This window comes from Butyrivibrio sp. MB2005 (assembly GCF_000424285.1).
Lineage (GTDB): Bacteria > Bacillota > Clostridia > Lachnospirales > Lachnospiraceae > Butyrivibrio.
Genome location: NZ_AUJP01000009.1, coordinates 196344 through 220270, shown reverse-complemented (window position 1 = coordinate 220270; position 23927 = coordinate 196344). Strand labels below are relative to the sequence as shown.

General features: G+C 43.7%; 17 protein-coding genes. 3 read left to right on the top strand and 14 right to left on the bottom strand.

Annotated features, from left to right (window positions below; genetic code table 11):
• Window positions 1-52: 52 nt before the first annotated feature.
• Complete coding sequence (locus tag G610_RS0105595) at window positions 53-982, top strand: DMT family transporter (protein ID WP_026524002.1); 930 nt, start codon at window positions 53-55, stop codon at window positions 980-982.
• Window positions 983-1049: 67 nt separating this feature from the next.
• Here G610_RS0105595 and G610_RS0105590 read toward each other — a convergent pair whose 3' ends face one another.
• From G610_RS0105590 to G610_RS22985, 8 genes are all read right to left on the bottom strand, one after another.
• Window positions 1050-2948, bottom strand: a complete 1899-nt coding sequence (locus tag G610_RS0105590) for a family 43 glycosylhydrolase (RefSeq protein ID WP_026524001.1) — start codon at window positions 2946-2948, stop codon at window positions 1050-1052.
• A 20-nt stretch (window positions 2949-2968) separates the two neighbouring features.
• Window positions 2969-4309 carry a carboxylesterase/lipase family protein gene (locus tag G610_RS0105585; protein WP_026524000.1) on the bottom strand — a complete coding sequence of 447 codons (1341 nt, stop codon included), beginning with the start codon at window positions 4307-4309 and terminating at the stop codon, window positions 2969-2971.
• Between the two features lie 123 nt (window positions 4310-4432).
• Complete coding sequence (locus G610_RS0105580; protein WP_026523999.1) at window positions 4433-5320, bottom strand: carbohydrate ABC transporter permease; 888 nt, start codon at window positions 5318-5320, stop codon at window positions 4433-4435.
• Between the two features lie 21 nt (window positions 5321-5341).
• Window positions 5342-6268 (bottom strand): ABC transporter permease, encoded by a 927-nt coding sequence (locus G610_RS0105575; protein ID WP_155830965.1) that lies wholly within the window; start codon window positions 6266-6268, stop codon window positions 5342-5344.
• Window positions 6269-6295: 27 nt separating this feature from the next.
• A complete protein-coding gene (locus tag G610_RS0105570; protein WP_026523997.1) occupies window positions 6296-7858 on the bottom strand; it encodes an ABC transporter substrate-binding protein in 1563 nt (520 codons plus the stop codon).
• Window positions 7859-7959: 101 nt separating this feature from the next.
• Window positions 7960-8748 carry a response regulator transcription factor gene (locus G610_RS0105565; protein ID WP_196809812.1) on the bottom strand — a complete coding sequence of 263 codons (789 nt, stop codon included), beginning with the start codon at window positions 8746-8748 and terminating at the stop codon, window positions 7960-7962.
• Window positions 8738-10510 (bottom strand): sensor histidine kinase, encoded by a 1773-nt coding sequence (locus G610_RS0105560; protein WP_155830964.1) that lies wholly within the window; start codon window positions 10508-10510, stop codon window positions 8738-8740. Before G610_RS0105560 ends, G610_RS0105565 begins: the two co-directional genes overlap by 11 nt.
• 1 nt (window position 10511) lies before the next feature.
• Window positions 10512-10685 carry a hypothetical protein gene (locus G610_RS22985; protein WP_155830963.1) on the bottom strand — a complete coding sequence of 58 codons (174 nt, stop codon included), beginning with the start codon at window positions 10683-10685 and terminating at the stop codon, window positions 10512-10514.
• A gap of 176 nt (window positions 10686-10861) precedes the next feature.
• Between G610_RS22985 and G610_RS0105550 the strand changes: the two genes are divergently transcribed.
• Window positions 10862-11980 carry an AraC family transcriptional regulator gene (locus G610_RS0105550; protein WP_026523994.1) on the top strand — a complete coding sequence of 373 codons (1119 nt, stop codon included), beginning with the start codon at window positions 10862-10864 and terminating at the stop codon, window positions 11978-11980.
• Window positions 11981-11996: 16 nt separating this feature from the next.
• Here the strand turns inward: G610_RS0105550 and G610_RS0105545 are convergent, their stop codons facing one another.
• The 3 genes from G610_RS0105545 to G610_RS0105535 all read right to left on the bottom strand — a co-directional run bounded on the left by G610_RS0105545 (window position 11997) and on the right by G610_RS0105535 (window position 19052).
• The gene (locus tag G610_RS0105545) at window positions 11997-14447 is read right to left on the bottom strand and encodes a glycoside hydrolase family 2 TIM barrel-domain containing protein (protein WP_026523993.1); all 2451 of its coding nucleotides are present in this window, start codon (window positions 14445-14447) and stop codon (window positions 11997-11999) included.
• 38 nt (window positions 14448-14485) lie between these two features.
• A complete protein-coding gene (locus tag G610_RS0105540) occupies window positions 14486-17263 on the bottom strand; it encodes a family 78 glycoside hydrolase catalytic domain (RefSeq protein ID WP_026523992.1) in 2778 nt (925 codons plus the stop codon).
• 376 nt (window positions 17264-17639) lie between these two features.
• Window positions 17640-19052 (bottom strand): sensor domain-containing diguanylate cyclase, encoded by a 1413-nt coding sequence (locus G610_RS0105535; protein WP_026523991.1) that lies wholly within the window; start codon window positions 19050-19052, stop codon window positions 17640-17642.
• Between the two features lie 189 nt (window positions 19053-19241).
• Between G610_RS0105535 and G610_RS0105530 the strand changes: the two genes are divergently transcribed.
• On the top strand, window positions 19242-20165 hold the full coding sequence (locus tag G610_RS0105530) for an ArsR/SmtB family transcription factor (protein WP_026523990.1): 924 nt from the start codon (window positions 19242-19244) through the stop codon (window positions 20163-20165).
• 163 nt (window positions 20166-20328) lie between these two features.
• On the opposite strand, the gene G610_RS0105525 is transcribed toward G610_RS0105530, so the two are convergent.
• The 3 genes from G610_RS0105525 to G610_RS0105515 form a co-directional block, all read right to left on the bottom strand.
• Window positions 20329-21219: a carbohydrate ABC transporter permease gene (locus tag G610_RS0105525; protein ID WP_035797013.1), complete on the bottom strand. Its 891-nt coding sequence runs from the start codon at window positions 21217-21219 to the stop codon at window positions 20329-20331.
• Window positions 21220-21232: 13 nt separating this feature from the next.
• Window positions 21233-22150: a carbohydrate ABC transporter permease gene (locus tag G610_RS0105520; RefSeq protein ID WP_026523988.1), complete on the bottom strand. Its 918-nt coding sequence runs from the start codon at window positions 22148-22150 to the stop codon at window positions 21233-21235.
• Window positions 22151-22245: 95 nt separating this feature from the next.
• Complete coding sequence (locus G610_RS0105515) at window positions 22246-23775, bottom strand: ABC transporter substrate-binding protein (RefSeq protein ID WP_026523987.1); 1530 nt, start codon at window positions 23773-23775, stop codon at window positions 22246-22248.
• Window positions 23776-23927: the final 152 nt, after the last annotated feature.

The window sequence follows — 23927 nt, the reverse complement described above, 5'->3', positions numbered from 1 at the left end:
AAAGGAATTCTGATTGTGTTATATATGTTTTCTGTCAAGGAGCAGTAACACAATGAAAAGAAATTTAAAAGGAATAATATTTACACTACTTGGAGCATCTTGCTGGGGATTGTCCGGATCAATGGGCCAGTACCTTTTTACCGTACAGCAGATGGATAGCAGGTGGCTCGTGCCTATAAGACTTGGTCTTTCAGGAATACTTATCCTTTTGTATTGCCTGATAAGACATAAAGATATCGTGTTCAAGCCATGGAAATCTGTAGAAATGGCAAAATGGATGATTATATATGGAGTTGCGGGTGTAAGTATCTGTCAGTTCCTATATTTTCTAACTATCGAACTTTCAAATGCAGCCATGGGAACAATACTTCAGGATCTATCACCAATATTTATACTTATCTTTACATGCATGACCTCAAAGAGGTTGCCCAGATCTTTTGAAATCATATCCATACTTTTAGCAATAACCGGTGTTTTCCTGTTAACAACTCACGGTGATCTAAAGCACATCTCATTACCACTTCCTGCACTTATTGCCGGTATCGGAAGTGCTTTCTGCGTGATGATATACAACGTACTTGCACCGAAGATTACAAATATCATTCCTGTCATCGTGGCTCAGGGATGGTCATTTTTACTTGGCGGTGCACTCTTGGGAATAGCTTTTAGAACCTGGAAAATATATTACATTCCAAACCTTATGGGAATATTTGGAATACTCTTTGTTGTCGTTATCGGTAATATTTGCGCATTCACACTATACATTAGCGGAGTATCAAAAATCGGTCCGCAAAAAGCAATTCTTTACAGTTTTGCTGAACCAATAACAGCTGCCCTTATCTCAACATTTGTTTTAAAGAGTAGATTCACCATCTACGATGCCATAGGTTTTGGACTCATCTTTATGATGTTATTCTTCATTACCTTTGGTTCAAAAGAAAATACCGTTACATCAAAAGAGACTGCGAAGAATCCTGTATAAGCATTCTTCACAGTCTTTCTTTAAATTCAGATTTTAACGTCAGTTATTTCTCGGTCGCTTCTTCGCATTATTTGAGCTTCCTGACCTTGCCGCAGGTTATGCCGTTCTCATTGAATGCATCAACTCTTACATATACATCCTGTCCGGAAATGAGTGCGCCAATGATGCGCTCAGCCTTGTCAGCGCCTTTCGCAGGGTAAAACATGCAGCTGTGATAGAGCTTATCAGCAGCATGACCCCAGCAGATATTGTAGCCATCTGCACCCTGAGCCTGCATGGATACACGCATATCAAGGTCATCGAGTCTCAACGCTTCAAAGCTCACTTCCTGAGGCTTTTTTCCATTGCCCTTACCGAATACACGAAGGCCTGATATGGCAGCATTTTGATCAAAAGGTGCCTCAAGAATAGTCAGTCTGATATAGCGAAGCTTTTGACCTTCACCATCATTCAAAACTATAAAGTCATGAGGAAGGTTTGTATCCGCATCGGACTTATCCATCAAAACAGCAAAGGTCTCACCGTCCAAGGAGCCTTCCAAAGTCCATCTGGTATGATGTGTCCTGCCGTCTATCTGTCTTGCGCCCATACCCTGACCCGTTATCTCTGTCTCCGGCTGTGCATCTACTCTGTCATCAGCAAAATTGATCTGAATACCACGCACATCCTTCACATCGCCAAGGTCCATCATAAGCCATTCACCGGCGTCCTTCCCGGCAGCTCTCCACCAGGTTCTGTCATCTTCCTCTGAAGCTCTTGAAGGAGCATTGTCCGGTGCGGTTGATATGCTGTCCCATACTGCTACTTTCGTATCTCCTTCGCCGGCGCCGCTTCCCTCGCCTACGCAGTAAGAAGATGCTGTCATCTTCGCGCCGCGGCTAAGCAGGTACCATTCCGGCTCCTGCCAGGGATCAAGCTTTCCTCCATCCACGTACTGAGGCCAGTCACTGTAACCTGTATTACAGAAAAGCTCTCCGTCCTTGTCAAAGCCTGCACGCCAGATGCCACATCTTCTCTCCATGTTATCATTGAGGCTTATGCGACTTGTTGAGGTGTGCCAGAAATTACCGTTTGCATCCTCCATTGTCGAACCGTGGCCTGCCCCCGGCATGAAGCCGCCCGGCTGATAGGAATAAGGATTATTTTCAGCAAGCTCAAAGGGTCCCAGGGGTGAATCCGACACATATACACCGTCACAGTAAACATTGTACTCAGCGCCCGTTGCTGCATACTGAAGATAGTATTTTCCGTCATGCTTATTCATATAAGCGCCTTCAATAAACGGATTATTACTTAGCATGCTCTTGAAAAAAGCCTTGTCCGTATCTGAAGCATTGGCCAGCATCTCTTGACCCATGTTTTTAATAAAGCCCTCAAAAAGTCTGTCCAGCTCTTCACCTTCAATCAGAGGCTTACTGTGGTCCTCTCCCACTCTCTCATAGCCAAGCTCCCTGGGTCTTCCGTGGACAAGCTCCACTCTGTCCGAAAGAGGCTTCATCGTCTCGGGATCCAGCTCTACGCCCCATATGGGAGTCATATTTGAGCAGCCCCAGTATAGATAAACCTTCCCATCATCATCCCAGAAAAGATCAGGATCCCAGAAATCAAAAGTACCCGGGATTTCTTCATAGGGTCCGTTCTCTATGTCCTTGGTGCGGTAGAAATTACAGATCTCGCCCCTTTTGGATGCGCTGAAGTAAACATAATCACCAATCACCCTCACATCAGGTGCATAGTCATTAAGCGGCAGATTATCAGGAAGTCTCACACTCTTCCAATTCGCAAGATCCTCAGACACCCACACAGAGAGATTCATGGATGCGAAAATATAATATTTTCCTTTCCAATATAAAAATGTGGGGTCAGCTGCCTCTCTTGAGATGTGAAGTTCTCCACCTCTAAAACTGTCTTTGATAAACTGATAGTGATAATCGATGTTTATCGGGTTACAAAAATACTTTTTCATTGCTATACTCCTTCCGAAATCTACTCAAATACCCTGTAATAAGGTTCGCTCTTTATGCACCTCTTCCATTCATCATCCCCAAATTGACCTTGTTTCATGAACGTGGTCCAGGCATCCATCATCTCATCAGATAGCTCATAGTCATGCTTATCCATCGGTCTCCAGCATCTGCCAAGTGTTCCGAACATATACCACAGCTCCGCTGAGTGGAAGGCTCCATGATCATCCCCCGGAAGCTTCCTGTTAAAAAAGTACACATAGGCAGGCTGATTTCCCGTCTCCTCAAGTTTTAAGCTATAAGCTACACTTCCTTTATGAAGCGGCTGCTTTTTGGCTATACCGCTCTTATCTTCATCCTGAAGTATATCATCTGCATTTGATCCGATCAGGCATGGCACGTCGGGCATTTTACCCTCATCCATAAGTTTATAGTAGCCATCTTTTAGTACATATCCATCAATTGTCGGAATAAGGAATAAACCGTTAAAAGAGGCTATTCCCTTGCCAATAAATGCTCCCATCTTTCTGATTATTGTCTTTGCATCAAGGCTTCTCATTTCCTCAAGACCGGCTGCGCCAAGTACCTCCGGCAGCATTCTTCCTATTTTTTCCTGTTCCTCCAGGGTTATATCCCTGTGAAGCCCATATTTATAGGAGCCGCCGCTCTGCATTATGGCTTTCGAATAAAGGCCATTTGCAAGCTCACTCGACAGAAGTGTCTGCACGCTCATCGCTCCCGCACTCTGTCCAAAAATAGTAATGTTATCAGCATCACCTCCAAAAGCTGCAATATTATCATGAACCCATCTAAGTGCTGCTATCTGGTCAAGTATCCCGTAATTGCCGGATATCTTTTTCTCATTCTCCTCTGTCAGCCAGGGATGTGCCCAAAATCCAAATACATTGCACCTGTATTCAACACTTACAAGCACCACGCCTCTTTTGCAGTAGGCCTCACCGTCAAACTCCATCTCACTGGCATAGCCGCCCATAAACGCCCCGCCATGAATCCAGAAGGCAACAGGATAGCGCTTATTTTCTGCAGAACCGGGCAAATCCCGCTCGTCTTTTGCTGTCAATGGCGTCCATATATTCAGGTACAGACAGTCCTCGGACATGGTACAGTTGTACTCATTGTTACTGTAGAATTCCTTCGTGTAAAGATCATCTTCGATAATCTCCTGCATGCATCTGTTCCCGAAAGCCGTAGCCTTCCTTACACCGCTATAGTGCTCAGGTTCCACAGGTGCCTTCCATCTGAGATCTCCCACAGGTGGTTTCGCATAAGGTACTCCCAGGAAGCAGGAATACCCCTCCTTATCAAGCCCTTGTATCTTTCCGTATTTTGTATTTATTATCATGATCGCTGCTCCTCAATTAATCTTAATCCTCTACTGTCGGCACATCAAGCCATTATGACTCTTCTTCATATACAAATCATGCCCGAGCCGTAGCCCGGGCATAAAGTATAGTCCCAAATCCTATTATCCCTTCACAGCGCCCATTGTAAGACCTTTTGCAAAGTATTTCTGGAAGAAGGGATATATTATCAGCACAGGAAGTATTCCAACCAGTGCAATAGCCATCCTCACTGTAGTTGTCGGAAGATCTCCTACGTTAACACCGCCTGTCGCATTGGATGCAAGAAACTGGATATTCTCATTTATGTTGTTGAGAATGTTCTGTACCGTATAGAGTTTTGCTCCCTTGGAATCAAGATAGTACAATCCGTTCTGCCAGTCATTCCAGTATGCAAGTCCCGTCATAAGTCCGCTGGTGGCAAGTATCGGAACAGACAGTGGAAGGGCTATATGGAAAAAGTTGTAAAACTCACCTGCCCCATCTATCCTCGAAGCCTCATAGAGTTCTTCGGGAATGCTGTTTTCAAAATAGTTTCTCACCAGCATTACCATGAAACCGCTCAGCATGAGGTTTGGCACTATAAGTCCTCCTATGCTGTTTTTCAGATGAAAAGTTCTCACGTACATGATATAGGTGGGAACGAGGCCTCCGTTAAACAGCATGGTGAATACTACAAGAAAATTCAAAATCTTTCTTCCCGGAAGTTTCCTCTGAGAGAGCATATAGGCCAGCATTGCTGTCATTACAACGCTTGCACCGGTTCCAATTGCTGTGACAATAATCGTCATCAGATATGCTCTTCCTATCATCGCCCACTGCTGTCCAATATACCCGAAGGCTGCCATAGACAGCTTTGCTGGCAGGTATGAAAAGCCGTCATTCATGGCAACTTCCTCATCAGTAAATGAAGCAATCACCAACAGTATGAACGGCAGTATTGCCAGAAGTGAGCTGATTGTCAATATGATATTCGCTGCTAAAGACCAGCGTTTTTGTGTCTTTGTTTTCATATATCCTGTATAGCCCCTTTCTTAGAATACCGAACTGTTTTCATCAAGCCTGCTTACAATCTTGTTGGCAACGACGATGAATATAAAGCCTACAACTGATTGAATAAATGATGCCGCAGATGACATACCCACGTTGTTGAGCTTAAGCAGCGCCCTGTACACATAGGTGTCAATAGTCTGTGTCGCAGGCATAAGCGCACTCTGCATCATGGGAACCTGATAGAACAGACCAAAGTCGGATCTGAAAATCTGCCCCATATTTAATATCAGGAGCATGAGAATAGTCGGCTTTAAGAGCGGTATCGTTATCAGGCGGATTTGCTGCCACTTCGAGGCTCCGTCCAATGAGGCGGCTTCGTAGTATGCGGGATCTATTCCCAGCAGGCTCGACAGATACAGGATCATTCCAAAGCCTATGCCTCTCCACTGATTCACAAAGGTCAGGATAAACGGCCAGTATTTTGGCTCCTGATAAAACTGAGGTATGCTTCCTGTAATTCTCCCGATCATTTTTGATATAAGGCCTGATGTGGGTGATAAGTAAGCATATACAAGGTATGCAATTACAACCATCGACATCAGATAAGGGAGAAGAATCACCGTCTGATAGAATTTCTTTGCCGCAGCATTTTTTACCTCATTTAAGAGAATAGCCGCTCCAACCCCCAGTACCATCCCAAGGAAAATCCATAGGATATTGTAAAGCAGGGTATTTCTGATCATAACGAATGCATCATTGCTCTTAAACAAAAACTCAAAATTCTTTACCCCATTCCAGGGACTCTCCCACATGCCCTTAGCGTAGTTAAAATCCTTGAAAGCTATCTGCAGACCCGCCAAGGGCATATAGTTATTTATAAAAAGATAAGTCATTCCGGGAAGTCCCATAAGATAAAACGGAAGCCAGTGCAGAAGCTGTTTCCCGAGAGATTTTTTATTACCTTTCATGCTCATGCTCCTTCAAAACTCCTGCTCTTAATTACCTGCAAGGTAAGCATCAAGCTGTTCCTGATTGGCTGCTATTACCTCATCAATTCCTGCTGTCTGAAGATCACCGACAAGCTTCTCGATAGCTGCATCCACATCCTCGACCTGTCCTGCATTTAACAGAGGAAGCTGCTCTGCAAGTACTGCAGATATTCCGGCTGCCTGTGTGCTGTAAGCCTCTGCGTCAAATGCATATCCAAAAGCCTTGGAAACAACTGCAGAATCATTGAATGCCTCAAGATCATTCACATACTCATCTGTAAGAGGAGCCACAATATGTCTTGTTATGGGATTACCAAAGTGCATAAAGGATGTGTAATATCCGCTGTGATCTGCATTGGCTGTGCCGTCATATGTGATAACGTTATCCGTTCCATCAACCGCAACATAATCTGTACCCTCAATACCGTAATTAAAGAGGTTGGCAACATCTGCATCAGAGTAGATGAGGTTGATAAGATCCATACATTTGTCAGGTCTCTCTGATGTTGCAGCAATGCCGAGCATCATCTCCTGGACAAAGGATGTCTGGATAATAGGATTATCCATAGATACTATTCCTGTCTCAAAGTCAGGGTTTGTCCATACAGCTATCTGATCAGGTGTATATGCAGTAGATGTTCCAAACACTTTCTGATTGGCAAAATGCTGCTGAACAGAAGTTGTATCTGTCATCTGATCCTCCGGAAGATATCCGTTGTCAAACCATGTCTTTACTGTCTCGCAGTAATGCTTAAATTCATCTGTGGCAAATATATTCTCTACTGTAGTATCATTGGAAGGATCCATAACTACGCCATAGTCTCCCGAAGCACCGTAAACATCTACAGAATTCATAAATTTGAAATTGAGCTGTGCGGAATTGGAAAAGCTTGTAAGATACATGCCATTTTCTTTCAAAGTCTCTCCCACTGCTGTCAGATCGTCGATTGTCATTCCATCATGCATATCGAGTCCGAGTTTATCGGCAACAGTCTTGTTATATACGAATCCTCCTGACACTGCCGGATAAGGGTAGCCTGAAACCGCATAGGTTTTGCCGTTTATTTTCTGAGCTGCCTCAACATTTGAACATACCTCTGAGATAGCGCTTCCTCTCTCTGCGATAAGATCATCAAGCTCAAGAAGCACCCCATCCTTCACTGCTGAACTCATGGCGTATACCAGGCCGACAGTCACAATATCCATCTTCTCACCACCGGCGATACCCATGGAAGTGGTTGTCCCCATATCCCCAATAAAAAGAGGCTGAAGGTCAACCGTCGCATTTATCTTCTCAAGAGTAATCTCATTTATAGCAGCCTCAACTGCCTCCAGATCATTGTTAGACTCATTAAGTCCTATGAACTGAACCGCGATCTCGTAAGGCTCTTCGCTCATATCTATAGCCGCATCAGATGTGCTATCTTCACTACCTGCAGTGCCCTCAGAGGTCTCAGCTGATGCTGTCTCTTCCTCACCTGTTGCAGTATTTGAAGATCCTCCGCAACCGGCAAGAGTCATTGTTGCAACAGCCCCGGCTGTAAGAATACTGACAAGTTTCTTCTTCATAATTTTTGTTACCTCCCATTTACAACTTTGATGTTTGTTACTGCTCAAATGATAACAGGTAAGGATTTTTCAAAATAGAAAAATCCTTACCTGTTATATGTTCAAAAATGACTTTTTGCATTTTCATTCCTATAGCCTTTTGGTCCAACTCCAACGGATTTCTTGAAGATTTTGGTAAAATACGAATAGTTTGGGTATCCCACAAGTTCCGCCACTTTGGTGACCGGATAGTCAGTGGATAAAAGTATCTCCTTCGCAAGCTTTATCCTTTCATTCGTGATATACTCAAGAATCGAAACCCCCGTTCCTTTCTTGAAGGTCCTCATGAGATAACTGGCATTTAGATGTACAGTCATAGCTATATCATCCACGCAGATATCCTCCTGAATATGCTCTAATATGAACCGTTTGGCATCATGGACAGACTGATTATGATTTTCCTGTGATTCCTGCACTGCAACACGTATGACTATATCCCCAGGGATTTCCTCCTTTTCTCTCTCACTTTGGAGCCTCTCCACGAGCTTAGTCAGTATCTCATCAAGTTCACTGTAGTCTATTGGTTTCAATATATAGTCGACACTTCCGAGCAGCATCGCTTTTCTCATGTAGTCGTATTCCGGGTGGCAGGTCACATATATGCACTCTGTTGCAGGGTAGTGAAGCTTCACCCATTCGAACAGTTCAAGCCCCGAGCCCTGCGGCATCTCCACGTCAGATAGCATAAAATCTATATGTTCCCTCTCAAATATCTCCTTAGCTATCGCCATTGAACCCGCTTCATATACATTTTCCACGCCGTATTTATCCCACATGATCCTTTTTTTCATGGAATTTAATACAACAGCTTCATCATCAACGATCAGCGCATTAAGCTTCCTATTCATCATCTTCCTCATCCTCTGCCAGCTTGAGCGGCAATATTATCTCTATTCTTGTTCCGTGAGGCTCATCCCTCATTATCTCCAGTCTGGTCTCTACGCCGTAGAGGATTTTCAGCCTCTCTATGGCGTTCTGAATGCCCACGCCCAGCTGGGATTCCCTGACCCCTGTATCCTGAAATCTGTGAATTACTTCGAGGGTCTCCTCATTGATTCCTTTGCCTGTATCGAGCATAAGCACCTGAACTTTATTCGGGTCCTTATCGTATCTCCTGGCTATTATGATAATCTGAATCTCCTCTCCTATCCTGATAGAGTGTTTTATGGTATTCTCTGCAAAATTCTGGATAAGAAGCGGCGGAATCAGGCAATTTGCCACCTCATCTTCCCACTCTATGATCGTGGAAAAAGTATCGGGATATCTGACTTTTTGGATAGCGAAATAGTTTTGAATATGTTTCATCTCCTCCTTGAGAAGCACCTCATCCCTGCTGGCATTGACTATGTATGCAAAATATCTTGAAAGATTTATCAGCATCTTCTGTATAAGGGGATATTCGTCCTGCTCATAGCTGTATAGGATATTTAGAGTGTTCATGATAAAATGTGGCTGAATCTGCTGGCTTAGAAATTTCAGGCGAACATTCTGCTCCTTGAGACGCTCCTCATAAACTCCCTGCTGGAGACGCTGCACATCATCCATCATCTTGTTAAACTCATGGTTTAGCTTCTCGAATTCTCCTATTGCACCGCTTTCCTTAATTCTGTAGTCCACATTTCCCGAGCCTATCTCATCCATCGCCAGGTTAAGATCTGTGATAGGTCTTACCATCCACTTATTAAGAACATAGATAACGGCCGGGACCATCAGTATAGACAGGACAGTCAGAATAACCAATATCCATATGAGTGACGGAACCCCGCTAAGAACTGAATTTAGAGGAATCAGCTGAGCAATCTCATAATCGGCAACAGCAGATTCAACCCGTGCAACCTCATAGAGAAATCCTTTGGAATTACTCCAGCTGTTTTCCGAAGGGACCTTATCCGGGAAGTTATCCGCAAGCCTGTCAGTCGGCCCTATTACCGTTCCTTCTTTGTCACAAAAAACGCTGATATTCGCCATATCGGTATCATAAAAAGAGAACTCTTTTGCGCAGTTATCAATGTCGAACCACGCACCATAATAAGCATTTCTGAATTGTCTTACATATACCAGAAGCTTCATTTCGCCTGTATCCACAAATTTCCAGGCTCCCTGCGCCTCATCGCTTTTTTCTGTATCCCTGACATACTCTTGCAAGACGACCATGCTGTTTCCTGTTGAATCATTATTGCTTACCAGAAACATATCAATATCCGGATAATCAATATATACTCCTGATACCAGGCCATTTTCCGTTCTGATGTCATCCATTTTGTGCCGGACACTGACAACACTTTCCATCATCTTGTAATAATTTTCTCTTGCAACATCAGCATCATTCAGATATGAAAAATCGTAGTTCTCGGAGGCCTCCTTGGCAATGCGCTTTGTGACCTGCAATATGGAATTGTCCAGTTCAGACACATACACCTTTATGGCAAACTCAGCATTATTTTTCTGCTGGGTATACAATCCATTCATAACAGTAACTACAAGAAAGATTGTGATCATGCATATGACAACCACAAATCCCGACACAAAAAACAAGGCTCTCACGGTGTACATCGAAAGAGCCTTGCGAAAGCTTCCCATATTTGATATAGCTTGTCCTCGTTTTACTTTCACATTAAACTCCTTGGAACGATAATACCCATTCCAATTTACTAATCTCTCCGGTTTTGCTCTTTTTCCCGGGAACAGAATATTCACTCTCTTCAACGGCTCTATATATTGTATCTACAATTTGTAAATAGCTCTGAGCTTTCCTTATCTCTTCTCCCGGACCCTCTCTGTAGAGCATCCCTCCGTATAAACGTTTGCGCTGTGTCCTTATATTAGAGCTATTTTAAAAAAATTCACACAGCATTACCGAACTCCAATCCGACATTTTTTAAGATTATGTAGTACAATTGATAGAAGAAAATACAAACCTGCCCCTTCGGCAGGCGACAGGTCAATTATCCGGCGGAGGAGATCATGGAACAATATATCAGTATCGGAGAATATCAGAGGTTCATGACGGAACGCTACCACAAGATGGGGGAGCGTATGCAGTTTAATGAACTCATCAATTATCTATCCGTTAACCATCTTCTGTCGAATCAAAAGCCAAAGATGCCAAAGCCGGTGTGGAATGAGTCCACCTCAACCGCAGATTTCAACAAAATAATCGACTCTTTATATCTCGTGGTCACCCCTTCTCCCAGCAGATACACTGTGACAGAGAATGAGATCATTCCGCCCAATCGCGATGTATTCATCATAAGGCATCCCAGGTATACGAGACCTTCATCCCATATGCACAACTACTTCGAGCTGGACTACGTTGCAGAAGGCAGCTGCAGCTTTTTCTTCGACGGCGAGACTCACAAGATGGGCGCAGGGGAGATGTGTATAATTGCGCCATCTTCCGAGCATGACATAACGATAGATGATGATTCCTCCACAATATTCTGCATAATGCTCAGAAAAAGTACCTTCAATACCAACTTTTTCTCACTCATGTCAAGAAAGGATCTTTTATCGCAATTCTTCAGGACCATCCTTCAGGATGAATCAAAGGAGAACTATCTTCAGTTTTTTGTCGGGCGGGATACAAATATAGAGAATTACATAAGACATGCAATGATAGAGTGCTATAAGACGGATGATTACAGCAACAACTGCTGCATTAACTGGATAAATCTGATGATGACAGAGCTCCTTCGCAATTATTCAAGTACCATTCAGTTCCATGACTACAAGGTTGGGACGGATTTTTCACTTGTTTTACGATATATAGAGCACAACTACCGAACTCTCACCTTGAAGTCCCTGTCAGAGTTCTTTCATTACAGCGAGCCCCACTTAAGCAGCCTTATCAGACAGAATACGGGCTATAACTTCACCACACTGATAAAACAGCTAAGGCTCTCCGACGCAAAGGAATACCTGCTAAATACAAATATGAAAATCAGCGAAATCGCAGACCGTGTGGGCTACAATTCCGCCGACCATTTTTCAAGGGTTTTCCGTGGTGAATATCATATGTCACCTCAGAGCTACAGGCACAGTAACAGCCATGGAGACAGGCTCATTCCTTTCAGGGAAGAGTAAGCCCGGATTCCCATTTTTATAGCATGAGCTCACCTGTAAGTCCAGACTTTGAAGAGACCTTTACACTGATCTCTTTGTCAGCCTCATCTTCAAGAAGGATTATCTGTGCCCTTCCAAGGAAAGAGTCCGTTACCTTTTCATCATAGTTATGGGAGGGTTTGTGATCTCCGCTTCCAAACCCGAGAACCTCAGCGCCCTCACAGGTAACTGTCAGTTCCTCATCTGCATTTTGGACAAGCTCTCCGCTTTCATCTTCAAGAAGCACGTTCAGGTATATCAGCTTTCCATTGTCGCAAATGGGCTTTAATGTCTCTCCTGCGAAAAAGCTCTCGTCTTCTCTTACTATCGCGAGTTTTGCTGCTTCTTTTGTTGTTTTAAGAGTATTTCTGCCAATCTCTTTTCCGTTCTCATAGCATACGGCTGTGAGCTCACCGGGTTCATATTCCGTCTCGAAAACTGTTATGTAGCCTGCGGCCTCGCCTGATTTCTTTCTTCCAAGAGATTCACCGTTTCTTAATAGTTCCACTTCATCTCCTGCAGCATAGACTTCAACGATGACAGGTTTATTCTCAAATCCCGGATAAGTCCAGGAAGGGATACTGTCACTTATAACCCATGCGGTTTTTATTACTTCCTCACCGTAATGAGAAGGGCTCTGAACCGTAATATAGGGATCTTTTCTAAGACCGAATACAGCCTCCCTGAAATAGGATGCAGGTCTTCTGTAGCCTGTTATGTCAAAATCACCGCAATATGCCAGCTGGCAGGGGAACTGGGCTCCAAAGCCGCCCTCTCCGAATTTATAGGCCGGAATTCCGACTCCGGCTTCTCCTATATAATCCCATCCTGTCCAGGTAAAATCACCGATGACGTGATGATACTTTTTGATTTCTGCCCAGTTTCTTGCGATTTCCGGAGGATAGGTCTCACTTCCGACTATCACTCTGTCGGGATATTCCTTCCCGTCCGGCTCATATCTGGCTGTCATATAGTTGTAGCCAGCAACGTCCAAAGATGCAGTGGCAGCATCAAGTGTTTCCGATATGGCCCTGTGCTTCACTATTTCGTCCATGAAATCATGCATCACACTCATAAAGTCATTGACGTTTCCATCAACTTTTCCATCCTTTTTGAGGTCTGACATAATCTCAGGAATGCGATCGCTTGCTGCAAAAATGCCGTTAATTCCTGCTGTGGTATATCTTGTGTCATCAAGTTCATGGAAAAGAGAGCTTATCTCGTAAGCTGTGCGCGAGCCGTGCTCAAGGCCTATTTCAGGTATCTCATTGCCTATGGAGTAAAGAATAACACAAGGGTGGTTGTAATCCTTTTTTACCATAAGCTCAAGGTCATGTCTCCACGAATCATCAAAGCTCATTCCGTAATCGTACTGGCCCTTGCCGTGATTCCACATATCGGTGAGCTCATCCATAACATAGATGCCAAGTTCATCGCAGGCTCTAAGCATAGCAGGAGACATGGGATGGTGTGACATTCTGATGGCATTAAAGCCCGCTTTTTTCATAAGATATACCCGGCGATACTCAGCCATCTCATAGGTCGCAGCGCCGATTATACCGTTGTCATGGTGTATGCAGGCTCCTCTGAGCTTCACCTCTTTTCCGTTTACACGAAGGCCGCGCTTTGAATCAAGGGAGATGATTCTGATACCGAATGCGCCTTCTTCGCGGTCAATCTCCTTTCCCTGACGGTCAGAAATTGTCATTTCGTAGCGATACATAGCCGGAGATTCATCACTCCAGAGCTTCGGCTTCATCACGGTTATTCTGCGACTCACATCTCTCTTTTCACCGGTCATGAACGTCATAGTAGCAGTGTCTGATGCTACTGCACTTCCATCCGGATCGTAAATTTTTGTGGTTATGAATATTTTCTCTCTTAAGAACCTTCCGTTTACGATACTGCTTCTGACATTGATGACTGCCTCATCCTCATCCGCATTTTCTGTGCGGATCTTCACACCGTCAGGTTTTATGCACAGTTTTTCAGAAGTCAGAAGATATACGTCACGATAGATTCCGCCGCCCGAATACCACCTGCTGTTGGGCATATCCCCGTTATGGACCTGAACCCGGATCTCATTTGTTCCTTCCTTCAGAAAATCACTGATATCCACGTTAAAGGTGGTGTAGCCACTGTGCTCTTTTCCTGCAAATTCCCCGTTAACAAAAACGAATGCATCCTTATAGACTCCTTCAAATTGGAGGATAACATTCTCTCCTGTCTCCGCCGGAGAGTAATTAAGCTCTTTCACATAAGTGTAGTAGTCCCCGTCGCGGTAGCCTGTCATTCCGCTGTTTGGGCTTTCTTTATGAGCCTTCTCATGAATCATGGCATCATGGGGAAGTGTCACGTCCTGCGCGTCCTCCGGCACGCTCCAGATAAGAGCGAATGCATCCCCGCCCTTCCAGAATTTCCAGTTATCGTTAAAAAGCTGTTTTTTCATTTGTTCACTCTCTTTCCTGTATTGTTATTATCTGTCATTCACAGTGCAATAACTTCCTCCAGCTCTGCCACTGCTTTTTTAAGTCCCTCAGGGTCAATCGGCAAAAATCCCATATGGGAAAGCTCTCTGAAGGTATTGCATGCTGTCTCAGGGTCATGCATCATTCCCGCAAGGGGCGGAACATACTTTTTGAGAATGTTCTTAGCATCTGCATTACCTGCAAGTCTTGAAAGTCTGCAATCCCATCCAAAGGGCTTCCTGTAATCTCTGTCAGGTGTGTAGGTAATATCATACACTCCGCTTTCAAGCTCCTTTACCGGTTCGGATGAATTCCCCGGAAGATGAAGAGTTGCATGGGTTCCGAAGGGGATCTCCACATGGAGGCTGATATCTCCATCATCACGAATCTTCCACTCGCATACAATCTTTCCTCTGACACTGTTGTAGGAAGCATTAAGGAACTTTAGTCTCACGTCCGGATGCGGATCTATAATTATCTCTCTGTATCCTGCGGTTTTAGGTCTTATTCCCGCAGCATAAGCGTACATGAATTCCTCGACAGAACCGTAGGAATAATGATTTAGCGAGTTCATGCCTGTAGGAGATATTGTGCCGTCCTCAAGGACAGAGTTCCATCTCTCCCAGATGGTAGTTGCTCCAAGATTCACCTCGTAGAGCCATCCCGGGAAGCTCTCGTTAAAGAGAAAATCATAGGCAATGTCTGACATATCATTCTCACCAAGAACGGTGCACATCATGGTAGCTCCGACAAAGCCTCCCTTGATCTTGTACATATCCTTTTTAAATCTGGCTTTAAGCTGCGATATGAGCTTCTCCCTGTCTTTGCAGATGCCAAACTTAAGTGCCACAAGAATCCCCGTCTGTGAATCCATTGCAAGACGTCCGTTGGGGGTGAAATACTCATTTAAAATTGCCTCACGGATTTTTTCGGCATGGGCTCTGTATTTCATCTCATCCTGCTCATACCCCAGTATTTTCGCCGCATCAGCCACTATGACCGCAGATCTGTAATCATACACAGTACTTAGATATGCATCCTCTGTGCTGCCCTTGAAGCTGGTTTCAGTAGCCCCGTCCAGTGCAAGCCAGTCACCGAAAGTGAAGGAGAAATCATTGATGTATTTTCTTTCACCCCTCTTTGCATCCTCTCTGTCTATATAATCAACCCAGTCCTTCATCATCGGATAGGCTGATCTCAAGAATTCCTTATCCCCATAGGCATTGTAGAGATTCCAGGGTTCAATTGTACCCACATCTCCCCATATAGGACCTGCATCCTTCTTATGGCCTATATTAGGCACATAATTGGGGATTGCACCGTCTATAAGCTCCTGTTCATCCCTCAGGTCTTTGTTGAACTTTCTGAAAAAAGCAAGGGTATCAGTGTGGTAGGTTGCGGTTGCAGAGAATACCTGCGCATCGCCTGTCCAGCCCAGCCTCTCATTTCTCTGGGGACAGTCGGTCGGCATGTCTATAAAATTGGAATACAGGCCCCACAAAGTGTTTTCATAGAGTCTGTTTATCTTTGCATTGCCTGTCTCAATAAACCCGGTTCTTTCTACATCAGAGCACAATACTTTTCCGGTAAAATATTTGGTGCTAATCTCTCCCGGCCACCCTGAGACTTTCATATATCTGAATCCGAAGAAGGTGAAATGTGCTCTTACCGTCTCCTTCTCTCCCCCGGAGACATAAACGTATTCAGATTTTGCCTCTCTGTAATTATCATTGTAGAAATTGCCCTTCTGGAGGATTTCACCGAAGTTAAGTACAATTCTTGTGCCCTTGGGGAAATCGGCCTTAAATTCGACGAATCCTGCGAAATTTTGGCCAAAATCCACCACACTCTCCCCGGAGGGTGTGGCAATAACTTCTTTTGCATTTATCTCTTCTCTGACAACTACGGGGATGGAGAGTCTGTCCCTGAGGTTCTTTTTTACAAGGTTAGCGGTGCCCTTGTCATCCTGAGGTTCAGAAATTACCGACACACTCTTCCATTCGTTTTCTTTTCCATCCCATAGTGTTCTGTTTAATACTTCACCGTCATATATACCTGTATCCTCAAAATCAGAGCCCCTGTATTCCCAGGAACCGTCAGTTTTTATCAGTTCACTTCCGGCTTCATACTCAATGTGAAGCTCAGCGATGGCTGCCATCTGATTCCCGAAGTTTTCTTTTGTCCCTTCAAGGCCAAAGGTTCCCATATACCATCCCTTTGCCAGATATATTTCCAAGGCATTCTCTCTGCCGCCCTGCAGGTACTTTTCTACAGGAAAAGTAATGATCTGAATCCCTTTTTCATAATTGGTCACATAAGGAGTAAGATACTCATCCCCCACCTTCTCACCATTTAGGTATGCCTCAAACAGGCCTACACCGCAGATATAGAGTCTGGCACGTTTTACATCCTTCTCCGTGGTGAAGGTCTTGCGAAGTATGGGATGAAGGTCACCCTTCCCTGCTGTTATCCAGTCCGCAGCCCATTCATCTTCCATTTTACCTGTCTCAAAAAAGGATATTCCTGTCGCCTCATCTCCCATATCTCCCTTGACATAGGCGCGGAAGAAATAACGGCTTCTTGGCTTTAATTCGATATTTATAGCTGTCCCTATAGGGCTGGCATTATCTTCTGTGAAAATGATATCATCAAAATTCTCGTCCTGCGCTACCTCCAGCCTGCATATATCCGCCTTGTGAGATTTAGTATCCGTGATCTTAAAGGTCGCAGTAAGGTATTCTGTAAGGTATCCTATGGGCTCTTTTACCCCATTTATTTTCATCTCTTTAATCAGCATGTTCAGTCCTTTCCGGAATTAGTTCCTATACATTTTGCGGTATCTGTCACCATGACAGGTACACGCACCTCTTATCATACTCTTATCACTTAATGGTACATAAAAACCACTCCTGCTTTCCATAGGTGCTTTTCAGTAAAACCCGACATTTTTTAAGCCGGTTTATCTCATATATTCATTTGAAAATATCAAAAACCATTTTCAAAATATAAAAAAGGAACCTCAGCATCGTGAAGCTCCTTAAAACTCATTTCAATTCAGTTGTGTTGCCATCTGTGACAAATCCCATACATGCGCACACGTTTCCCATGTGGGCTTTACGGCACTCTTGTCCGTTATGTTGGCGTTTATGCTGCCGCCTGCATCCATCGTGACATCACTGCCTTGCCTTTTTCGAAGCTACCTTGTCTTTATACATAGCCTCATCTGCCCGCTTAAATACGTCATTCATCGTCTTATCGGTTGTAGCATCAAATATTGAAACACCGATAGCTGCCGAATAGCAATCCCACGGCTCTCTCTTCGAATCATCTGCAGATTTGGCAAAAGCGTCTTTAAGAGCCTTTATAAGCTTTTCTCTGTCGTCGTAGTCACGATTTTCAAGCAAAACTACAAACTCATCACCGCCAACTCTGAAAACAGGCGAATGATCGAAAATTATACATATCTGGTGGCAGGATCCGAAAATATACTCGTTTCCATGCTCGTGACCATAGGTATCATTGATCTGCTTAAGGCAGTTAAGGTCCACCATAACAATGCCAAACCGGGCTGTGCCATTTTCTATATCATTATTCACACGAGACTCAATCTTGTCATACCACGCCTTGTTTTTTACATGGGTAAGAGCATCCTGATAGGCCACTATATCCATGTGGCTTACCTTGGTCCTCATTACCTGAACCTGACCCTCGGCATCGAGAATATTCTTCGCATAGAGCTGCATGTCATTTGACATCTGATTAACTGCGTTAGCCAGAGATTCAACCTCGTTATGGGAGTGAATATGCGGATCATCATAGCTAAGAAGCTCCGGATTCTTCTGCTCATGACTCCTCATGGCAAAGGAAACCACGCTCTTTTCAAGCTGACCGATAGGCTCTGTAACATTGTGATTCATCCACACGATAAATATGATCATGAAAAGAATACCTAGCGTAACAATCAGAATAATATTAATAATTGTGTAGGTCTGGATTGCTCTCTCCACGTCCTCAACACCAATATCGACACAAAGAAGAGCATAATGCTCGCCCTTACTGTTTATAAGCGGCATTGTGGCTGTATATTCATATCCCCAGGTGGAAAAGTTCTTAAAATATGAGATTGTATCCCTCTGTAACGCATCATTGTATGTGATGATATCCTTTTCCTCATATACATCATCTAATATGAGACCCAAATAATACCCGTCGGGATCTGTTGCCCTGCCTTCAGCCGTATCGGCAGAGAAAATATTCATAACAGTGATAGGATCCCTATCCATCATAGGGCGCACAATATAAAGAAAATCGATTTCAAAGTCTTCCATTATGGAATCCATGAAAGTCATCATCTCTTTAAATTTTTCAGACTCTACACTGGTTTCCACACATACAGACAGATCCTCAACATCAATATTACTGTACACATAATTGAGGATATCCGTCATACGCCTGTCATAAGACTCATAAATGGAAGTATTAAAGGTGCGATATGTCATAACGCTGAGGACAAGGCATAGTAAGGTTATGAATCCAAGAATAAAGAGAAATATGCTTCTTTTCAAAGGTTTTTTTCTAAAACCCATAGAATACCTCTAAGATAAGAAAACATAGAATCTACATCATGTACCACTATAAGTTTATCATAACCGACTTTTCTTCCGTTAATAAACAAATTCTTAAACGTTCATTATATGATTATGTAATGGACGCAAAAGACCCTATATGTTATTATATTTATGTTAAATATTTTACATTTATGTAAAGGAGTTATCATGCTTCACATTAAATCCCTGTCAGAAGGCCTGGATCTTTTTAAGGCTCTTGGGTCTGATGTACGAATTGAGATTATCAAGATATTACTTGAAGATAACGGCATGAACATGAACGAGCTTGCCAGTCGCCTGAACATCACTAACGGCGCTCTTACAAGCCATATCCGCAAGCTTGAAGAATGCGGCATGATTACTGTCAGCAACGAGACAAACGGCCACGGTAATCAGAAAATATGCTCTGTGCACGTTGATAAGATTCTTATAGATATTCAGGATGAGACTAAGGATGAAAACATCTATACTGCAGACATAAAGGTTGGCCAGTTCTCTGACTACCAGGTCTATCCTACCTGCGGTCTCGCCTCCTCCACAAGACTCATTGGAGAGGTAGATGACACCCGTTATTTTTCACATCCCGATCGCTACGATGCAGATATACTCTGGTTTACCAAGGGTTACGTGGAATACGTGGTTCCCAACTTCATTCCCTTCAACCAGAAAATTGACGAGATATGCATCTCCGCCGAGCTCTCAAGCGAGGCCCCCGGAGTTAACAATGTATGGCCCTCAGACATTCACTTTTATCTAAACAATGAATTTCTCGGCACATGGGTTTCACCCGGCGATTTCGGCGATGTAAAGGGCATTTTCACCCCTGATTGGTGGTTCCCCAACTGGAATCAGTACGGTCTTCTGAAAATGCTTGTAATCAACCACCGCGGAACCTTCATCGATGGCCTTCAGATCTCCGATACCACCATCGATCAGTTCCAGCTTACCAGCAAGAGCAGCATTAAATTCAAGATCGCTGTTCCCGAGGATGCAGCTCACGTGGGCGGTCTTACTATCTTTGGCAAGACCTTCGGCAATTACAGCCAGGATATAAATGTTAAGATAGCATACAGCCCTATAGAGCAGGGATGATGAGGTTTCTTACGTGGATAAATATTGTTTTTCACGATACCCACGTAATTCAAAACAGCAACTGTAAAAAACTAAAAAGGTATTTGCACATTTACCTTTATAACGTAGAAAAGGCCATGCACATCATATAGTGCACGGCCTATCGTATTTTTCAATCTGATTTTTATTTAATTCCACTAATAGCAATAGACTCGATGATGACTCTCTGGAACAGGAAGAACAGTACCAGAGTAGGCAGCATTGCTATAACCGAAGCCGCCATGATCAGCGCGTAGTCACTCTGAATTGCATAGTAATGGTTGAAGGAACGGATAACCACCTGCAGTGTCCACTGCTTCTCACTTCTAAGGAAGATTGTGGGTGCAAGATAGTCGTTCCAAATTCCCATGAACCACAGCATCAGCTGAGTTCCAAGGGCGCCCTTCATAAGGGGCAGGAAAATCTTGTAGTAGATTCCAAAATAGTTACATCCGTCGATTTTGGCTGCATCCATCAGCTCTGAAGGAATGCTGTACAGGTTCTGTCTGAGGAAAAAGATCATACCTACGTTACCAAAACATCCCGGAATGATCAGCGGAGCAAGTGAATCCGTCCAACCCAGCTTTGTGAAAAGCACGTACTGAGGGATCATAACTACCGCAAAGGGAATCATGATTGTAGCAAGAAGTGCCAGGAAAAGCACGTTCTTACCTCTGAAATTCATCTTTGCAAAGGCAAAAGCTGCAAGAGATGAAGTGAAACCACCGATGAGCAGAACCGGGATCTCGACGGTAACGGTGTTGATGATACCGCTTATAAACTGGCCCTTACTCAAAACCTGGCTGTATTTTCCAATAAGAATCGGGTTCGGGAAAAGTGTTAATGTGCCCGAAAGAATCTGATTCTTGGTCATAAAAGATGTTGCCACCATGTAAACAAGCGGGAACACCATTGTTATCGCAAATAAGAAAAGCAGTACAAAAACTATAATATTAAAAGTCTTCTCCTTAGAGGACATGACACGGTCTGTCTGATAGTCTTTTGCACTTGTTTTCGACTTTAATGCTAATTCCATGTGCCATACCTCCTTAATCTATAGTCTTAACCCATTTATCCTGACCCCAGAAATTGATGGCCGTGATAATGAATATGATAATCGCAAGAATAACTGCTACTGCACTACCGTATCCGAGCTGTCCGTTGGTGAATGCCTTCTCATACAGATAGAATACAACGGTAGCTGCACTGTAGTTTGGTCCGCCGGAGGGTGTCATAACCTGAACCTCTACGAATACCTGGAAACCACCGATAAGTGATGTGATCAGGATGTAGAATGTAACAGGTGAAAGAAGCGGAAGCGTAATATTTCTGAACTTCTGCCAGCTTCCGGCACCATCGATCATGGCTGCCTCGTAGTAGTCGCGAGGAATGTTCTGAAGACCTGCCAAATACAGGATTATTGTACCTCCAAGGCCCTTCCAGACCATAAAAATAATAAGTGATATTTTAACCATGACCTCGTCGCCAAGCCAGTTAGGGCCGTGCAATCCGGTCAATGCCTTGTAGATTCCGTTAAGTAAACCGTAGTCATAGTTGAAAACCCATGCCCACAGAATTGAAACCGCAACAAGGGATGAAACAACCGGTACATAGTACATGGTTGTAAGTAATCTTTTACCGGGGATTTTTCTGTTAAGTCCCATGGCTACAAGTATTCCAAGGATCATACCTATCGGAATACCTATCATATAAATAATTGTGGTGCCCATTGCCTTCCAGAACTTTACATCATTTATGATCTTGATGTAGTTCCTAAGTCCGACAATATTGCCCCATAATGAGTTAATACCTGTCCATTTGCTTGTGCTGGCAATAAGAGCAAATACAATGGGATAAGCCATGAAAAGCATGAATCCCACAAACGGAGCGGCTATGAAAAGCCATGCCCATCTCTCTTCTCTCTTTGCCATCGCAGACATATGGGTCTTTACTTTTTTAGATGACATACTCAATTCCTTCCTATTGAAGTCCTGCTATTAAATGGAGTCCCTCCGCGTTGCGAAGGGACTCCGCTAATAATTACTTTATAACGCCTGGCAGCTTAGTTTGTAGCTGAGTTCTGAAGCTCGATTGCCTCATCAAGAGCTTCCTGCATCTCAGGCTCTACCTGCTGTAAGAAATCTTCTACAGAGATGTCGCCGTTCTTGATGTTGAATACGCCTGACCAGAAAGGTGTCCACCACTCTGCGTTGTAGGTGTAGTCAAACTCCTGAAGAGCTGCTGCATAGTGATCGTTGCTGTCGAAGTATCCAAAGATAACGTCTAAGTTTGAAGCATAAGGAACTTTGCCACTGTTTACAGCATCCTTGAACTCGCCATATGCAAGCTCTGTGATGTTAGGAAGCTGGATTGACTCACCAGTGGAGATACCTGAAACAGCCTTCTGTCCATTTTCATCTGTTGAAAGCTTAGAAATAAGCTGTGCTGCAAGATCAGGATTCTCAGATGTTGCAGATACGCAGTAACCAACTGAACCCATCCATGTGTGTGATCTTCCGTCACCGGAAGGTCCTACAGGCCATCCGCAAAGGTTCCACTTGTAAGGGAATGTAGCATCATCCATGAATGCTGCAACGTCCCATGTACCACATGCATAGAAACCAACCTGGCCATCAAGCCATCTCTGATATCCGCCAAGAGCTGTATCCTGCTCAACTGAAGGTGTAAGACCGTTCTTTGTAAGGTCTGTGTAGAATGTAAGAGCTTCCTTGAGCTGCTCGTTGTTTGCTACGTTAACCTTGGTCATATCATCGTTAAGGAACTTAACGCCATTAGAATAAAGGAAAGGAGTCATGCCCCACTGATCAGCGTTTGCAACGCCCCACTGGTCGATCTCGCCGTCGCCGTCCTTATCGATTGTAAGAGCCTTACAAACCTCAACGAACTCGTCGTATGTATAAGGCTTCTCAGGATCGGGATAATCAAGGCCTGCTGCATCGAAAAGGTCCTGGTTGTAAGCAAATGCGAAGCAGGAAAGATCCTTAGGAAGTGCATAGAGTGAACCTGATCCGATGTTCTTTCCGTCGTATCTGTAAATCTCCTGTGTTGTTCCCCAAACGCTGCCGATTGTGTCAGCATCTACATAATCGTCAAGAGGAAGAACATAACCGTTATCTACATAAGAACGAACTGCTGCAGGTCCTACATAGAATACGTCAGGCATATCGTTTGCTGTCATGTTAGCGATCATTTTCTGGTTGTACTCATCCTGAGTAGTTACTTCGAAAACAACCTCTTTGATCTCATCCTTGTGCTCATCTACGAACTCTTTTACGAGATCCTCGTAGATCTTCTTCTCATGCTCCTGCATGTAAAGGAAAACATGAAGCTCTTTGTCACCGTTACCTGTAAGTGAATCTGTTGAAGAACCATCTGTTGTCTCTGCTGCATCAGCTGTCTCTTCGGTAGCTTCTGCTGTTTCTTCTGTAGCCTCACCTGCATCTTCTGTTGCTGCTTCTTCAGCAGGAGCTTCAGCTTCGCCGGCTTCTTCAACAGTTGTTGTAGCACAACCTGTCAGGGTACTAAGACCCATGACTGTTGCCATTGCCATACCCATAAATTTCTTTTTCATGTCAAATCCTCCTAAAAAAGTTGTCAAAGTGATTAACTTATATAGCAATTCTAACCAAGGTATTTTACAGCGTCAATAATTATTTTAGATTTTTGTAAAGCATTTTACATTTTTGTCGATTTTAATAAAAACTTAAAATACTTTTTGTGTAA

Coding starts and splice junctions, on each gene's coding strand:
- G610_RS0105595 (WP_026524002.1), top strand. CDS start 53: ATGAAAAGAAATTTAAAAGGAATAATATTTACACTACTTGGAGCATCT.
- G610_RS0105590 (WP_026524001.1), bottom strand. CDS start 2,948: ATGAAAAAGTATTTTTGTAACCCGATAAACATCGATTATCACTATCAG.
- G610_RS0105585 (WP_026524000.1), bottom strand. CDS start 4,309: ATGATAATAAATACAAAATACGGAAAGATACAAGGGCTTGATAAGGAG.
- G610_RS0105580 (WP_026523999.1), bottom strand. CDS start 5,320: ATGAAAACAAAGACACAAAAACGCTGGTCTTTAGCAGCGAATATCATA.
- G610_RS0105575 (WP_155830965.1), bottom strand. CDS start 6,268: ATGAAAGGTAATAAAAAATCTCTCGGGAAACAGCTTCTGCACTGGCTT.
- G610_RS0105570 (WP_026523997.1), bottom strand. CDS start 7,858: ATGAAGAAGAAACTTGTCAGTATTCTTACAGCCGGGGCTGTTGCAACA.
- G610_RS0105565 (WP_196809812.1), bottom strand. CDS start 8,748: ATGATGAATAGGAAGCTTAATGCGCTGATCGTTGATGATGAAGCTGTT.
- G610_RS22985 (WP_155830963.1), bottom strand. CDS start 10,685: ATGCTCTACAGAGAGGGTCCGGGAGAAGAGATAAGGAAAGCTCAGAGC.
- G610_RS0105550 (WP_026523994.1), top strand. CDS start 10,862: ATGGAACAATATATCAGTATCGGAGAATATCAGAGGTTCATGACGGAA.
- G610_RS0105545 (WP_026523993.1), bottom strand. CDS start 14,447: ATGAAAAAACAGCTTTTTAACGATAACTGGAAATTCTGGAAGGGCGGG.
- G610_RS0105540 (WP_026523992.1), bottom strand. CDS start 17,263: ATGCTGATTAAAGAGATGAAAATAAATGGGGTAAAAGAGCCCATAGGA.
- G610_RS0105535 (WP_026523991.1), bottom strand. CDS start 19,052: ATGGGTTTTAGAAAAAAACCTTTGAAAAGAAGCATATTTCTCTTTATT.
- G610_RS0105530 (WP_026523990.1), top strand. CDS start 19,242: ATGCTTCACATTAAATCCCTGTCAGAAGGCCTGGATCTTTTTAAGGCT.
- G610_RS0105525 (WP_035797013.1), bottom strand. CDS start 21,219: ATGGAATTAGCATTAAAGTCGAAAACAAGTGCAAAAGACTATCAGACA.
- G610_RS0105520 (WP_026523988.1), bottom strand. CDS start 22,150: ATGTCATCTAAAAAAGTAAAGACCCATATGTCTGCGATGGCAAAGAGA.
- G610_RS0105515 (WP_026523987.1), bottom strand. CDS start 23,775: ATGAAAAAGAAATTTATGGGTATGGCAATGGCAACAGTCATGGGTCTT.